The following is a 15015-nucleotide window of genomic DNA, read 5'->3' on the forward strand; positions in this document are numbered from 1 at the left end:
CCTAGAGCGTGTAGTCACGAGATTGAAGCCCAGAGGATGGCACACCTGAATTGGACGGCAGCGAGGAAAGAGGAGGCTCGTTTTGCGTATCGGGTTGCGATGCCGCGCCATTGTTTGAGTCGTAGGAATGCATTTTCTACCAGATGCCTGATCCGATAAAGATAAGGGTCATATTCGCGTTGTTCTATGCGATTGGTCTTTGGAGGAATCTGCGGGCAGATGCCTGCGGCCTGCGCCATTTCGATGATGGCGTTGGTGTCATATCCCTTGTCGGCGATCAGATGGTCTGCGGCAATGCCTTCAATCAACCTGCCAGCCTGTGTGCAATCAGCCGTGGAACCCGCTGTAACAATGACTCGCACCGGCATACCATGCGCATCCACGGCCAAATGTAGTTTGGTGTTTCGCCCCCTTTTGTCAGACCGATCGCCTCGTTTCCACCTCTGGCTCCCGCCGCATGCGGATGGATTTTGACATGACTGGCATCAATCATGAGCCACTCGAAATCGGGCTCGTTCATCAGTTCCGACAACAGGCGCTCCCAATGCCCCTTGTCTCTCCAGCGACAAAAACGCCTGTGCGTGTTGCCCCACCCTCCGTAATCCTCTGGAAGATCCCTCCAAGGCGCACCAGTGCGTAAAATCCACAGAACCGCGTTGAGGAACTTGCGGTTGTCCTCCGCCACCCCTCCCCACGCTCCTTTCCTTCCAGGTAGCAGCGGCTCCAGAACGCGCCAAACTCGGTCCGAAATATCGTGACGGTGTTGATCTTTCGCCATGCTGACATTCTCCATCACGAAAAAAAACAGTCAATCTTATCTCGTGACTACACGCTCTAGCGGACGAAAAACGGGTTGTGCTTTTTCTCCTGCGCCAGCGTGGTCAGCGGGCCGTGGCCGGGGGCGAGCACGGTGTCGCGCGGGAGGGTGAAGATTTTTTCTTTGTTGTTACGCAGTTGGTCGGCGTAGTGCGTGGCACTGCCGCCCATCGAGGAGGCAAAAATGGAGTCGCCACACACCGCCAGCGGCCAACTCACGCCGGTGACAAAAAACGTCGTCAGACCGGGCGAGTGTCCCGATGTGAGCAGCGTTTTGATCGAGATGGGGCCGATGTGGAAATAGGCGCCTTCAACGAAGGTGCGCGCGCCGGGATGGGAGATCGTCTCGCGTTCGTGCGACCAGACTTCGGCGCCGGTCGCGGCGGCGAGGCGCGCGAGGTCGGCGATGTGGTCCTCGTGCGTGTGGGTGAGCAGCAGGTGACGAACGCGGAGTTTTTCGGTCTCGATGATGTCGAGCATGGCGGAGCAATCCGTCCCGGTGTCGAAGGCCGCGGCCTCGCGCGTGCGGGCGTCCCAAATCAGGTAACTGTTCACCGTCATGTCACCGTCGCCATAGCGGGTGTTGAACATGGCGAAGCCGCGCGGGAAAACGGGCTGCGTGGGATACCATTTTTTGTTGGCAAGGTCTTCGAGCGCATCAGGCGAGAGGCGGAGATGGCGGGCGATGCGGCGAATGACGGCCACCTGGACTTTGCCGCCTTTGACGGCTTGCAGGTCTTCGAGCGAGACGCCGGCGCGGCTGGCGAGGTTTTCGTCGGTGAGGTGGAGGCCGCGCTGGGCTTTGCCAATGACGTCGGTGAAATTGTCTTCGAGTGGAATCCGCATGACCGCCAAGTGAGGCGGGAATGCGCCGGGGCCGAAAGGCTAAAGATTGGCGCTCGACGTGTCGGCGGAGGAAAACACAGTGATCGTTTTTCTTCCGCATGCCTGTTTTCCCGCGTTCCTCACTCCTCCGATTTTTCGCCGTTGTTGTGTTCCCCCTTCTGGCTCTCATGGCTTGCAGCGCACGCAAGAAACCCGTTGCTCCCGCTACTCCCGCACCGACAGCCGCCCCGGTGGCTGCCGCTCCCGTGGCGCCTGCGCCGACGGTGAGTTTTCCGTCCGCTCCGCCCGTCGTATATCCGGTGATGCTGGGCATTGATGTGCTGGAGGAAACGGGATTTCGGGCCGTGGCAGGGAAAAAGATCGGACTGCTCACGCATCAGGCGGGCGTCAACCGCCGGGGCGAGAGCACGATCAACGTGTTGCGTCGCGCTCCGCAGACAAAACTCGTGGCTCTCTTCGCACCCGAACACAGCCTGTCGGGACAGGTGAAGGCGTCGGTGAATTTTGGCGACGAAATCCACACGCCGACGGGTTTGCCGGTGTATTCGTTGCACGGCAAAAACCGCAAACCCACGCCCGCCCAGTTGAAGGGACTCGATGCGGTGGTCATCGATTTGCAGGACATCGGCGTGCGCTCCTATACGTTTACCGTGGCCATGCGTTATACGATGGACGCGTGCTTTGCGGCGGGCGTGGAGGTGATCGTGCTCGACCGTCCCAATCCTCTCGGCGGACTCAAGGTGGACGGTCCCTCGCTGGACAAGGAATTGATGAGCGGGGTGGGTGCGTTTCGCGTGCCGTATGTCCACGGACTCACGATCGGGGAACTGGCGCGCATCGCGGCGATGATGCCCGGCGTGCTCGACGTTCCCGAATCCGTGCGCGTCAAGGGACGCCTGACCATCGTGCCCATGCGCGGCTGGCGGCGCTCGATGCGCTGGCCGGAGACGGGATTAACCTTCGTGCCGACTTCGCCCATGGTGCGCGATTTCAGCGCGGTGATCGGCTATGCCATGACCGGGCTCGGCTGCGAATACAGCGGTTTCAAACACGGCGTGGGCAAGGAACATCCGTTTCGCGGGTTGAGCTTCAAGGGCAAGAAACCTGAGCAACTGGCCGCCGATCTCACTGCGCTCAAGATCAACGGCGTCGGGTTTCGCAAGATCAACGGCACGGCCCTCGATGGCAAACCGGCGAGCGCGCTTTACGTCGAGATCACGAATTGGGACGCGTGGGAGCCGACGCAATTGAGCTTTGAACTGATGCGGCTCGCGTGCCGCTACAATCCGCCCAATCCCTTCGCGGCGCTCAACGCGCAAGAGACGCGCAGTTTCAATATCCATGTCGGTTCGATGGCGTGGTGGAACGCGCTGAAGCGCGATGGTGCGAAGGTGAATCTCGAAGGTTTTCGTTCCGAGTGGGCGCGCCTCAATGCGGTGTATCAGCAGAATACGCGGCGGTATTGGCTGTATCAGCCGTAGCGCGTGAAGGCGGGAGGGCAGGGGCGGGCAGGTCAGGAGACCTATACGCGCTAACATGTTTCGTTTTTTCTTCATTTTTTGATTCAAACCAGCCTTTTAAATCTAAAAATCGCTGTTTTCTGCTGAAATAATCTCAAGAAATGCGTGGCGATTGAAAAGATGTTAGCGCGTATAGGTCAGGAGACCCGCCCTCCAGTGGTGAACAGCTTGTAGTTGACGGCGTCGATCAGCGCCTCCCAGGAGGCGTCGATGACGTTGTCGCTCACGCCGACGGTGCCCCAGGTGTCCTGGCGGTCGCTGGATTCGACGATGACGCGGGTGCGGCTGTTGGCGCCGTTGCGTCCGTCGAGGATGCGGACCTTGAAGTCGCGCAACACGACGTCCTTGATCTGTGGATACGCTTCCTCCAAGGCGAGGCGGAGGGCTTTGTCGAGCGCGCCGACGGGGCCGCTGCACTCGGCCACGGTGTGGCAGGAGCGGCCGTCGATGGTGAGCTTGACGGTGGCCTCGGCCACAAGACGGTCGCCTTCGCGCTCGACGATCACTCGGTAGCTCTGGACTTCAAAAAAGGTGCGGGCGCGGTCAAGGGTGCGGGCAAGGAGGAGTTTGAGCGAGGCGTCGGCGGCTTCGAATTCGTAGCCGCGAAATTCGAGGTCCTTGAGTTGTTCGATGAGGGTCTTCATCTGCGGGGCTTTTTCGTCGAGGTCGAAGCCGAGTTCGCGGGCCTTCATGGCGATGCTGGAGCGTCCTGCCATGTCGGATACAAGGACGCGGGTGCGGTTGCCGACGAGGGCGGGGTCGATGTGCTCGTAGGAGGATTTTACTTTTTGCGCGGCGTTGGCGTGGAGGCCGCCTTTGTGGGCAAAGGCGGAGAGACCGGTGTAGGGGGCTTTGGTGTCGGGTTTGAGGTTGGCGAGTTCGTCAAAGTAGAGGGAGAGTTCGCGGAGTTTCTTGAGGTTGGGGGCGCAGTGGGCGGAGCGGCCCATTTTGAGGATGAGGCTGGGGAGCACGGTGACGAGGTTGGCGTTGCCGGTGCGTTCGCCGTAGCCGTTGACAGTGCCTTGCACGAGCGTGGCGCCGGCAGAGACGCCGGCGAGGGTGAGGGCGACGCCGAGGCCGCTGTCGTTGTGGCAATGCACGCCGACTTTGTCGCCGCCAAATTCGGAGGCGACGCGCGCGACGATGGTTTTGAAGTCGTCCACGAGAGTGCCGCCATTGGTGTCGCAGAGGGTGAGGCAGCGGGCGCCGCCGTGAAGGGCGGCGGAGAGGGTGCGCAGGGCGTAGTCGGGGTCGGCCTTGTAGCCGTCGAAGAAGTGTTCGGCGTCGTACACGACTTCGCGCCCTTGGGCAGCAAGCCATGCGACGGAGTCGGCGATCATGGCGAGGTTTTCTTCGAGGGTGGTGCGGAGGATTTCGGTGACGTGGAGTTTCCAGGTTTTGCCGACAAGGGTCATGACGGGCATGCCGCTGTCGAGGAGGGTGCGGAGTTGGGGGTCTTCGGAGGCTTTGATGCCGGCGCGGCGGGTGGAGCCGAAGGCGGCGAGGCGGGCGTGCTTGAGGCGGAGGTTTTGCGCTTCGGCAAAGAAGGTGATGTCGCGGGGGTTGGAGCCGGGGAAGCCGCCTTCGATGTAGTCCACGCCAAATTGGTCGAGTTTTTCCGCGATGAGGAGTTTGTCGGTCACGGAGAAGCTGATGCCTTCCCCCTGCGTGCCGTCGCGGAGGGTGGTGTCGTAGATTTTTACGGGTTGGGCGGTGGGTGTCTGGGTCGTCGTGGTCATTGGAAAAGGATCGGTGAGTGGAGAGGGTGGGATCGGAGTCGGGAATGGAAAATAAGAACAAAAAACCCCGGGCGTCGGGCCCGGGGCGATGATGAAAATCGGCGTAGATGGAAAAAAGTAAGTGCGTTTACGCCGCATCATGCCGCCCGGGCTGGTGGGCGGTAATAATAATGATGGCGGCGGTAATTCGGCGGTCGGTCATATCAACAGGGCGTGGATGAGAAGGGAATGCAGGGCGGGCTGTCGAGCGCATAGTGAGGGCTTGTCGCTGGAAGGAGGGGGGGGGGGGGGCAATCCCCGCTGGAACGCGGCGCAGCCGCGTTTTTCCGGATGGGCGGTGCTTCGCACCGTCTGGCGGGTCGGGGAGACCCGCCCTCCGCAACATCCTGTTTCTTGGGGGGCCAGGGGGTTGCTTTCGTCGGATTTTGCGCTTCCGTTGGGCGCTTGATTGAGGGGCTTCCTTTTCCCTTTTTTCCCCTTGCCCGGGGGGGGGGAGACGCCTGCCAATGACCATGACTTTTGCAGACTATGGAGCGGTGTTGATTATGGGGCTGCTGGGCAGCGGGCATTGCATCGGCATGTGCGCTCCGTTTGCACTGGCGGTTGGCGTAGGGGGGGGGGGGAGGGGAGGGGCGCGGCGGCGGGCGGCGGTGGCGCGGCATGTGGCGTATCAGTTTGGCAAGGCGACGTCCTACGTGTTTTTAGGGTTGCTCCTGCTCGCGGCGGGAGAGTTGGCGGGAAGTGCAACGTCTTCGATGTCGCCGGCGTCGGTGCAGGGCGTGGTGGCTTGGGTCGCCGGTCTGGTGATGGTGGGGCTGGGGTTGGGTTATGCGCTGGAGTGGAGGCCGGCGTTGTTCACGGCGGCAGCGGAGCGGCTGGGGGGGGGGGCCTGCGGGGTGATGCGGGCGTTGTGGCAATCAACGTCGGTGTGGAAGAGCGTGTTGATTGGCTGGCTCAACGGGTTTTTGCCGTGCGGATTGTCGCTGGCGGCGTTGCTTTATCTGGTGGGGCAGGGGTCGGTGCTGGGCGTGGTGACGGGGGCGTATGTTTTCGGTTTCGCAACGTTGCCGGGGTTGTTGTTGGTCACGCTGGCAGGGCACCGGGTGAGCGCGGATTCACGGCGCTGGCTGACGCGGCTGGCCGGGGTGGTTTTGGTGGTTTTTGGCGTGCTCATGTTGCTGCGCAGCGCGGGGGTGGTGGGGGGGCATGGGCATGAAATGGGGCATGAACCTCCGGCGTCCAGAGGGGTGAGTTGTTGCAAGGGGTGAGGTCTGGCGTAGCTGATGTTACGCGCGACATGCGGCTTTTCGGATGGGCGGCACTTCGTGCCGTCGGCGGGTCGGGAGACCCGCCCTCCGTTATTTCAAACGGGCGGCGTGGTGGCGGAGGGCGCGCTGCTGGGCCATGAGTTCGGGGGCCTCGGTGGTGTCGAGGAGTAATTCGAGGAGTTCGCGGAGGGCGTCCGCGGGACGGGCGGCGTCGTGCAGGGCGAGGGCGAGCCAGGGGAGCAATTCGGGGTTGTCGGGGAACTGGAGGCGCGCGGTTTCGAGCGTGGAGACGGCGCGGGCGGGCGCGCCGGTGAGTCGCTGGCAGTTGGCGAGGCCAATGAGGGCGCCGATGTGCTCGCCGGGATCGGAGAGGCCGAGGGCGAGGGCTTGTTCGTAGTGGGGGAGGGCGTCGGCGGGGCGGTCGAGGGTGTCGAGGGTCCAGGCGAGTTGATACTGGATTTCGGCCACGCGCGGGTGGCGTGTATCCAGGTCGCGGAGACGCGGGACAAGGGTGTCGGTCTGCCCGCCGTGGCGGGAGCCGATGATGGCGTCGAGAATGGGTTTCCAGTCGGACATGGCCGGGCGGAGGGGGTCACTCGACGGTGACGGACTTGGCGAGGTTGCGCGGTTTGTCCACGTCGCAGCCGCGTTCGCGGGCGATGTAGTAGCTGAGGAGTTGTACCGGGATTGTCGCTACAATGGGCAGGACGGCCTCGTGGCAGGCGGGGATGCGGATGAGTTCGTCGGCGAGGTTTTCGGGGAAATCGACGTCGTCGGTCGTGATGACGATGAGGGGGCCGCCGCGGGCTTTGATCTCCTGCATGGAGGAGACGTATTTGTTAAATAGTTCGCCGCCGGGGGCGAAGAAGACGGCGGGGCATTTGGCGCTGATGAGGGCAATGGGGCCGTGCTTCATCTCGGCGGCGGGGTAGCCTTCGGCGTGGATGTAGGAGATTTCCTTGAGTTTGAGGGAGCCTTCGAGGGCGATGGGGTAGAGGGCGAGGCGTCCGAGGAAGAGCATGTCGGTGGCGTTGGCATGGCGTTTGGCGATGGCTTCGATGTGCGGGGCTTGTTCGAGGGCGCGGCGCACGAGGTCGGGGGCGGACTTGAGGGCGTTCACGTAGGTGACGCCGTCGCTGAAGCTCATGTCGCGCAGGCGGGCAATGTAGAGCGCGAGCATGGCTCCGATGAGGATTTGCGAGGTGAAGGCTTTGGTGGAGGCAACGCCGATCTCGGGGCCGGCGTGTTGGTAAATGCCGCCGTCGGCTTCGCGGGCGATGGTGGAGCCGACGACGTTGTTAATGGCGAGAACTTTGTAGCCTTTGCGCTTGGCTTCGCGGAGGGCGGCAAGGGTGTCGATCGTCTCGCCGGACTGGCTCATGACAAAGAAGAGGGTGTCGGGCGTGAGGGGGATGTTGCGGTAGCGAAATTCGGAGGCGTAGTCGCATTCGACGGGGACGCGGGCGAAGCGTTCGATGAGGTGTTCGGTGACCATGCAGGCATGGAGGGCGGTGCCGCAGGCGCAGAACATGAAGCGGTCAATGGCACGGAAGTCGGCGGCGGTGAGGTTGAGGCCGCCAAAGTTGGCCGTGCTGCCGTCGGCCGAGAAGCGTCCGCGCATGGCGTTTTCGAGAGCCTGGGGTTGCTCGAAGATTTCCTTCTCCATGAAGTGCGCGTAGTCGCCGAGTTCGGCTTCGTCCACGGACCAGGTGACGATGTCGATGACAGGAGAGACGTCGGCGAGTTCGAGGGTGGTGATGGTGAAGCCGGGTTTGTGGGCGTTGTCGGGGTCGGGGCGGATGTGGGCGAGTTCGCCGTCCTTGAGGTAAACGACGTTTTGCGTGCGGCTGACGAGCGCGGAGACGTCGCTGGCGAGGATGAGTTCGCCGTCGCCCACGCCGAGGATGAGGGGGGAGCCTTTGCGCGCGGCGACCATCTCGGCGGGCGTGTCCACGCAGAGGACGGCAATGCCATAGGTGCCTTCGACGTGGAGGAGGGTTTTGCGTACGCTTTCAAGGAGGCGGCTGCCGTCGGGCGTGCCTTCGGGTGCGGGGGTGGGTTCGGGTTCCTTGGCGTAGTGGTAGGCGATGAGGTTGCAGAGGACTTCGGTGTCGGTCTCGGAGGTGAAGGTGTAGCCTTTGGTGAGGAGGAATTTTTTGATGGAGACGTAGTTTTCGATGACGCCGTTGTGGACGATGACGATTTTGCCGTCGCTGCTGACGTGGGGGTGGGCGTTGTCGTCGGTGACGCCGCCGTGCGTGGCCCAGCGGGTGTGGCTGATGCCGGTGGTGCCGGTGAGTTTTTGTTGCGCGGCGTGGCGGGTGAGGTTGGCAACGCGTCCGGTTTTCTTGACGAGCGCAAGGCCGCCGGACTGGAGCACGGCAAGGCCGGCGGAGTCATAGCCTCGGTATTCGAGCCGTTTGAGCCCTTCGAGAAGGATGGATGCTGCGCGTTGTTTGCCTACGTAACCGACGATGCCACACATGAAATTTAATGGATTTTGGCTGGCAAATTACGCAGTGGCGAAGAGTCTTCGCAAGGTCTGTTTCCCGCCCTGTTCAGTCAGCGTTCTTCAAAAACCCGGTAATTTAACAAAACCAATTTTCTTTCGCATCTTCTCATCATGACCACCCAAAAGAATGTTCTCGCAGTTGTAATGGGCGGCGGTCGAGGCACCCGCCTCTATCCGCTCACCATGGAGCGTTGCAAGCCGGCCGTTCCGCTTGCCGGCAAATACCGTCTGGTCGATATTCCGATCAGCAACTGCATCAACTCGGACATCAACCGCGTGTTCCTGCTCACGCAGTTTCACACGGCTTCATTGCACCGGCACATCCAGAACACGTATCACTTCGATCCGTTTGGCGGCGGTTTTGTGGACATCCTTTCGGCGGAGCAAACGGAGAAAACCAACGACTGGTATCAGGGCACGGCGGACGCGGTGCGGCGCAATTTGCAACACTTCCGCTCGTTCTCGCACGAGTTCGTGCTGATTTTGTCGGGCGACCAGCTTTACCGGATGGATTTTCGCAAGATCATCCAGCAGCACATCGCCACCGCCGCCGAGGTGACGATTGCGGCGATCCCGTTCCCGGTGTCGAAGGTCGAGGGTTTGGGTCTGATGGGCGTGGGCGACGATCTGGCGATCCAGCAGTTTGCCGAGAAGCCGAAGGATCCGGCGGTCATCAACAGTCTCACCATGAGCGCTGCGTTGGAGAGCCGTTTGCAGGCGCGCACGAGCAAGGAGAAACACTGCCTGGCCTCGATGGGCATTTATGTTTTCAACCGCCGCGTGCTCGCCGAGGCGTTGGCCAATGACATGACCGATTTCGGCAAGGAGATTATTCCCGGACTGCTCGGCAAGAAGCGTCTCTACGCGCACGTGTTCGAGGGGTATTGGGAGGACATCGGCACGGTGAAGGCGTTTTTCGACGCCAATCTGGCGCTCGCGCAGCCGTTGCCGCCGTTCAACTTTTTCGATCCGGGCGCGCCGATTTACACGCAGGATCGCTATCTGCCGCCGAGCAAGGTCAACCGTTGCACGTTCGACTACGTGGTGTTTGGCGACGGCTCGATCGTGGAAGACGCGACGTTGCGGCGTTGCGTGATCGGCATTCGCTCCTTCGTGCGCGGCGGTTGCGTGCTGGAGGACGTGGTCATGATGGGCGCGGATTCCTACGAGGGTGAGGACGACATTCGCGTCAACCAGACCAAGAATCTGCCCAATCTGGGTGTCGGCTACGGGTGCAAGATTCGTCACGCGATCATCGACAAGAATGCGCGTATTGGTGACAACGTTACACTCAATCCCGAGGGCAAGGCCGACGGCACTTACGCCCACGGCGTGGTGATCCGCGACGGAGTGCTCGTAGTGCCCAAGGGCATGACGGTGCCGGGCGGCACGGTGATCTGAGCGGGCGCGCAGGTCGTAACAAAAACCACCTCCATCCTGCGGAAAACTGGCGTTTCTCGCGTTGTGATCAATCCGCGACGCGATCAGGGGCGTGTCATGACCGCAGGGGGGGGGGGGGGGAGGGAGGGCGCTGTCGGCGATAGGGGTGTCGTCCTGCGTGAGAGGCGTCCGGTGCGCGGGCGCAAAAAAGCCTCCGGGGAAATCCCGGAGGCTTTGTCACCTGACTTTGGATACGAATCAGAAGCGGAAGGAGAGGCCGGCGCTCCATTCGCCGGTCACGCGGGTGGTGTCGCCGGTCTGAATGCCGTAGTCGGCGTAGAGGCTGAGGCGTTCGCTAAGCCTGGCATCGAGGCCGGCGCTGAGGCGGGCACTGTCGCGTTCGGGCTTGCGAGTGACGATGGTGTAGTTGACGGCGCCGAACGCGGCGTTGATGGAGCGTGAGTCGTTTTCGAACTCGTGAATCCAGGCGCCGCGGACGTGCGGTCTCAGGACGACGGTGCCGATGATGAAGTCGAACGAGGCCTCGAGTCCGAGTTGCGAGCGCAGCGAGTGGGCGGACTGGTCGCCAACCCTGTTGTTGAAGGCGCCTGCGCCGGTTTCGGTGAAGCCATCGGCCTTCCATGCGTTGGCCAGCAGTCCGACGAAGGGCGACAGGGTCATGGGGCCGGCAATGAAACGGCGTCCGCCGGAGATGTCCATGAGCCACTGGCGTCCGTTGGTGTCGGATTTGGCGGTGGCGGAGGTGCCGGTGAACGCGATGGAGCGGGTGGATTCGTAGTCGTCGAAGCTGTAGGCAATCGCGGCGTTGGCGAACCAGGCGTCTTTTCTCCAGGCGGCGCGGATGCCGGGCATTTTGCTCTTCACTTTGGTGCTGCTGCCGGAGGAGCCGAGGCCGGCGTCGGTCTCGGTGTAGTCGAAGAAGCCGCCGAGAACGAGGTTTTCACCGATGGCGTAGTCGCCGCCGACGAGGCCGGTGTCGCTTTTGAATGAGGCGGTGCCGACGTCGCTGTCGCCCGTGGCGCGGTTGCGGCTCTGGCCGACTTGGAAGTAGAAGTTGTCGTGGCCGGAGATGACACCGGGATCGCGGGCAAGGCGTTCGCTGAGCGAAAGGGAGCGGGCGAAGGCGATGTCGGACCAGATCTGGTAGCCTTGCGGGGAGAGGGCGTTGAGGGCGGCGGGCAACTCGGCGGCGGTCGGGACGCCGTTGAGGGCGGCGGTGAGCGCGGGGTCGAGTTGGGCGGCGTTGGCGACGGCAATCTGGTTGGGCGTTTCGCCGAAGCTGGCGAAGGGCAGCTGGATGAAGGAAACGGTGACGTCGTTGGCGTTGTAGGTCACGGTGGCGTCGATGGCGGCGCTGCCGGTGACGGGGCTGAAGGTGCCGGTGACTCCGCCGGCGGCGGTAAGGATTTCGAATGACTGGCCGACGGGGTTGTAGCCGTCGAGCAGGTCGAGTTGCAGGGTGCCGGCGAGGGAGGCCGAGCCGCTGACGATGATCTGGTCAAACGAGACGGCCGAGGCGATCTCGATGACGAGGATGCCGCCGGTGGTCTGCGTGAAGTTGCCGGTCACGATAAGGGTGCCGGGGGAGAAGCCGGGGCTGACGGTGCCGCTGTTGAACAGGTCACCGTTGATGGTGCCTTCGCCGCGGAGAAACGCGCCGGAGGCGACGGTGGTGGCGCTGACGGAGCCGTCGTCGAGGACGAGGGTGCCGCCGTTGACCAGGGTGTCGCCGGTGTAGGTGTTGGCACCGGTGAGGGTGGTGGTGCCCGAGGTGTTGGTGAAGGTGCCGGTGCCGGCGAGGATGGCGTTCACGGTGCCGCCGGTCGAGGTGTAGGAGTCGCCGGTGAGGGTGCCGTTGTCGATGGTGCCATCGGCCAGGGTGACTGCGCCAACCGTCTGGTTGGTGCCGCCGAGGGCGAGGGTGCCGCCGTTGATGGCGAGCGGGCTGGTGGAGGCACCGAGGGTGCCGGCTCCGGAGAGGGCGACGGTGCCGCCGTTGATCGTGGTGCCGCCGGTGTAGGTGTTGGGGGTCTCGATGGTAAGGGTGCCGGTGCCGTTCTTGACGAGGGTGCCGGTGTTGATGCCGTTGGAGCCGGTGAGTGTGTAGTCCAGCGTGGAGTTGGTGAACGTGGTGCTCGTCGGGCTGAAGGTGTTGTCGTTGATGGCGACGGTGGTGGTGCCGGTGGCGGTGTCATCGAAGAGGGCGACATCGCCGGTGAGGAATTCGGTGCCGGTGCCGGCGTTGATGAGAGCCCAGTTTTGCAGGCCGCCGACGGCTGTGGTGGTTGCGTCGCCGCTGGCCAGGCCGGTCCAGACGGGGGTGTCGCCGACGATGGCCAGCGTGATGAAGCCGGCGTTGGCGCCGGTGTTGCCGAGCGTGGCAGTCAGGCGGGTGCCGAGGCCGGTGAGGGGGGCGAGCGTGAAGTCGGTGTCGAGTCCGTTGAAGCTGCCGTAGCTGATCAGATTGTAGGTGCCGCTGGTCCAGGTGGGGACAGTGAGCAGGTCAAGGGAAACCTGGCCGTTGGCGGGCGTGGTGGTGAGCGCGCCGGTGATGGCGAGCGCAACCGCGCCGGTGTTGTTGGCTTTGTTGAGGATGATCGTGCCCGCGCCGTCAAAGGTGAGCGAGGCGACGGTGAGCGAGGCGGTGGTGCCGTTGCCGTTGGTCACGATGCCGCCGGTGCCGTTGCCCACGGTGACGTTGCCGACCGAGCCGGTGCCGTCGAGGGTGCCTTGGGTGAGCGTGATCGCAGGAGTGCCCGCCAGCGTGCTGGTCTGGAGGAGTTTCGCGGTGGCGCCGTTGAGGGTGATGCCGCTGCTGCCGTTGAGGCCGCCCGCACCGCTGATTTGCAGGGTGCCGGCGGTGATGGTGGTCGCGCCGGTGTAGGTGTTGACACCAGAGACGACGAGGACGCTCGCGCCTTCCTTGGTGAGGGAACCGGTGCCGGTCATGATGCCCGAGTAGATGCCGTCGGATGTCTGGTTGAAGGTGACGGCGGTGTTGTTGGCGATGTCGCCTTGGAGACTGGTGCTGTTGCCCACGAGCGAACCGGCGGAGACGGTGGTGCCGCCCGAATAGGTGTTGGCACCGGAGAGCGTGAGGATGCCCGCACCGGTCTTGGTGACCGAGCCGATGCCGTCGATGGCACCGGAGTAGGTGCCGGCGGTGGCCTGATTGAAGGTGACGATGGCGCTGTTGGCGATGTCGCCTTGGAGGCTGGTGGTGGTGCCGACGAGTGTGCCGGCGGAGACGGTGGTGCCGCCCGAATAGGTGTTGGCACCGGAAAGCGTGAGGGTGTTCGCGCCCGCCTTGGTGAGGGAGCCGGTGCCGGTCATGACGTCCGCATAGGTGCCGGCGGTAGCCTGATTGAAGGTGACAGCGGCGTTGTTGACGATGTCGCCTTGGAGGCTGGTGGTGGTGCCGACGAGTATGCCGGCGGAGACGGTAGTGCCACCCGAGTAGGTGTTGGCACCCGAGAGCGTGACGGTGCCCTCGCCTTCTTTGGTGAGGGAGCCGGTGCCGGTCATGATGCCCGCGTAGGTGCCGGCGTCAGCCTGGTCGAAGGTGACGGCGGCGTTGTTGAGGATGTCGCCTTGGAGACTGGTGGTGGTTCCCACGAGCGTGCCGTCGTCGACGGTGGTGCCGCCCGAATAGGTGTTGGCGCCGGAGAGCGTGAGGATGCCCGAGCCGGTCTTGGTGACTGAGCCTTCGCCGGAGATCACGCCGCCGAGGGTGCCGTCGGAAGGCTGGTCCAGCACGAGCGAGCCCGCGGTGCCGGTGGCGTTGCTGTCGATGAGGGAGATGTCGCCGTTGGTCGGGAGATTGGCGCTGCCGGCGATGAGGGTGCCGCCGTCAACGATGGTGCCGCCGGTGTAGGTGTTGGTGCCGGTGAGGGTCGCGATGGTCTGGAACACCGTGAGGGTGGCGGGAGACAGCAGCGTGTCCGAACTGTCGCCGTCGATGATGACACCGGGGGTGTTATAGATCTGGCCGGGGGTGAGAACGACGCTGGAGGTTCCCTGGCTATAGGTGCCGCTCGCGCTGAGCAGCACGTAGCCGGAGGCGACGAGGTTGCCGTTGTCGTCGAAGGCGAGTCCGCCGGTCAGGTCGCCGTTGCCGGGGCCGCCGAGCGCATCCATGGTGGCGGTGCCGTCGAAGGTGACGCCGGCCAGAGCCAAGGCGCGGCCGCTGCCGGAGCCGGCGGCGGGGACGGTGGTGCCGAAGGTGATGTCGGTGCCGGCCAGGTAATTGCCCGCGATCACGTTGTTGGCGCCGAAGGTGAAGGCGGTACCGGCGTTCCAGAAGAGGCCGTTGTCGGCGCCGCCGTTGGAGCCGAGATTGATGAACACGACCTGGGCGTTGGCGCCGGTGGTGAGAGCGGTGCCGATGTTGATCACCCAGGTGACGTTGTTTTTGCCCTGGGCGTCGAGGGTGAGCACGCCGTTGAGGGAGAGCGACGCGGCCACGTCGAACTTATAAACGCCCGGGGTCAGGATTTGGGTGGCCAGGTCGCCGCCGTTTACGCCGGTGAGATTGTTGGCGGGCGGGGAGACCATTGCGGACAGCGCGTTGCGAGCGGTGATCAGATCGTTGAGAGCATTCCCGACAATCATGCCGCCGGTGATCGTTGTCCCATTGACGACGGTGGCAGGAGGAAATCCGGAGATGGAGGCCGCTGCGCCGACATTTCCGTTTGAGAAGACGTCAGGGCCGGCGCCGCCCACGGTCACCGCCGTGCCGCCGAGCAATACAAAGTCACTGGCCGAGAGGAGAATCGATTGCGACTGCGCGGAGTGCGAGGGTAAGATCAGGGCGGCAAGCGCCACGAGCGATAGGGAAAGTTTTCTATTATAGTTCATGGTTATTACGGGCTATGGTAATAGCCACCGCCGCAAACGGGTATGGGGTATAATAC

At 63.3% G+C, this 15015-nt stretch carries 9 protein-coding genes; 3 read left to right on the forward strand and 6 right to left on the reverse strand.

Annotation, left to right across the window (positions count from 1 at the left end):
- Positions 1-14 precede the first annotated feature (14 nt).
- Positions 15-778 (reverse strand): IS5 family transposase gene (locus OBACDRAFT_RS26985; RefSeq protein ID WP_088179265.1). Its coding sequence is split into 2 segments (ribosomal slippage): positions 15-406 and positions 406-778, totalling 765 coding nucleotides; the frame shifts between segments, so codons are not numbered across the junction.
- Between the two features lie 56 nt (positions 779-834).
- Positions 835-1662 carry an MBL fold metallo-hydrolase gene (locus OBACDRAFT_RS19705; protein ID WP_043588578.1) on the reverse strand — a complete coding sequence of 276 codons (828 nt, stop codon included), beginning with the start codon at positions 1660-1662 and terminating at the stop codon, positions 835-837.
- Between the two features lie 167 nt (positions 1663-1829).
- Here OBACDRAFT_RS19705 and OBACDRAFT_RS19710 point away from each other — a divergent pair, with 167 nt between their 5' ends.
- Positions 1830-3143, forward strand: a complete 1314-nt coding sequence (locus OBACDRAFT_RS19710; protein ID WP_043588655.1) for a DUF1343 domain-containing protein — start codon at positions 1830-1832, stop codon at positions 3141-3143.
- Positions 3144-3319: 176 nt separating this feature from the next.
- Here the strand turns inward: OBACDRAFT_RS19710 and cimA are convergent, their stop codons facing one another.
- Positions 3320-5062 carry a citramalate synthase gene (cimA, locus tag OBACDRAFT_RS19715; protein WP_425601742.1) on the reverse strand — a complete coding sequence of 581 codons (1743 nt, stop codon included), beginning with the start codon at positions 5060-5062 and terminating at the stop codon, positions 3320-3322.
- 371 nt (positions 5063-5433) lie between these two features.
- Between cimA and OBACDRAFT_RS19720 the strand changes: the two genes are divergently transcribed.
- Positions 5434-6189 carry a sulfite exporter TauE/SafE family protein gene (locus OBACDRAFT_RS19720; protein WP_052362293.1) on the forward strand — a complete coding sequence of 252 codons (756 nt, stop codon included), beginning with the start codon at positions 5434-5436 and terminating at the stop codon, positions 6187-6189.
- Positions 6190-6279: 90 nt separating this feature from the next.
- Here OBACDRAFT_RS19720 and OBACDRAFT_RS19725 read toward each other — a convergent pair whose 3' ends face one another.
- Both OBACDRAFT_RS19725 and glmS read right to left on the reverse strand, forming a co-directional pair.
- Positions 6280-6765 carry a tetratricopeptide repeat protein gene (locus tag OBACDRAFT_RS19725; RefSeq protein WP_043588582.1) on the reverse strand — a complete coding sequence of 162 codons (486 nt, stop codon included), beginning with the start codon at positions 6763-6765 and terminating at the stop codon, positions 6280-6282.
- A 16-nt stretch (positions 6766-6781) separates the two neighbouring features.
- A complete protein-coding gene (glmS, locus tag OBACDRAFT_RS19730) occupies positions 6782-8674 on the reverse strand; it encodes a glutamine--fructose-6-phosphate transaminase (isomerizing) (RefSeq protein ID WP_043588583.1) in 1893 nt (630 codons plus the stop codon).
- 138 nt (positions 8675-8812) lie between these two features.
- Between glmS and OBACDRAFT_RS19735 the strand changes: the two genes are divergently transcribed.
- Positions 8813-10102 (forward strand): glucose-1-phosphate adenylyltransferase, encoded by a 1290-nt coding sequence (locus tag OBACDRAFT_RS19735; RefSeq protein WP_043588585.1) that lies wholly within the window; start codon positions 8813-8815, stop codon positions 10100-10102.
- Between the two features lie 237 nt (positions 10103-10339).
- On the opposite strand, the gene OBACDRAFT_RS30910 is transcribed toward OBACDRAFT_RS19735, so the two are convergent.
- Positions 10340-14959: an autotransporter-associated beta strand repeat-containing protein gene (locus tag OBACDRAFT_RS30910; RefSeq protein WP_043588586.1), complete on the reverse strand. Its 4620-nt coding sequence runs from the start codon at positions 14957-14959 to the stop codon at positions 10340-10342.
- Positions 14960-15015 lie beyond the last annotated feature (56 nt).

This window comes from Geminisphaera colitermitum TAV2 (assembly GCF_000171235.2).
Lineage (GTDB): Bacteria > Verrucomicrobiota > Verrucomicrobiia > Opitutales > Opitutaceae > Geminisphaera > Geminisphaera colitermitum.

What these genes read in the sequence shown, in the direction of transcription:
- cimA (WP_425601742.1), bottom strand. Translation starts at nt 5,062, where the DNA reads ATGATGCGGCGTAAACGCACTTACTTTTTTCCATCTACGCCGATTTTC.
- glmS (WP_043588583.1), bottom strand. Translation starts at nt 8,674, where the DNA reads ATGTGTGGCATCGTCGGTTACGTAGGCAAACAACGCGCAGCATCCATC.
- OBACDRAFT_RS19725 (WP_043588582.1), bottom strand. Translation starts at nt 6,765, where the DNA reads ATGTCCGACTGGAAACCCATTCTCGACGCCATCATCGGCTCCCGCCAC.
- OBACDRAFT_RS19735 (WP_043588585.1), top strand. Translation starts at nt 8,813, where the DNA reads ATGACCACCCAAAAGAATGTTCTCGCAGTTGTAATGGGCGGCGGTCGA.
- OBACDRAFT_RS19720 (WP_052362293.1), top strand. Translation starts at nt 5,434, where the DNA reads ATGACTTTTGCAGACTATGGAGCGGTGTTGATTATGGGGCTGCTGGGC.
- OBACDRAFT_RS19705 (WP_043588578.1), bottom strand. Translation starts at nt 1,662, where the DNA reads ATGCGGATTCCACTCGAAGACAATTTCACCGACGTCATTGGCAAAGCC.
- OBACDRAFT_RS19710 (WP_043588655.1), top strand. Translation starts at nt 1,830, where the DNA reads ATGGCTTGCAGCGCACGCAAGAAACCCGTTGCTCCCGCTACTCCCGCA.
- OBACDRAFT_RS30910 (WP_043588586.1), bottom strand. Translation starts at nt 14,959, where the DNA reads ATGAACTATAATAGAAAACTTTCCCTATCGCTCGTGGCGCTTGCCGCC.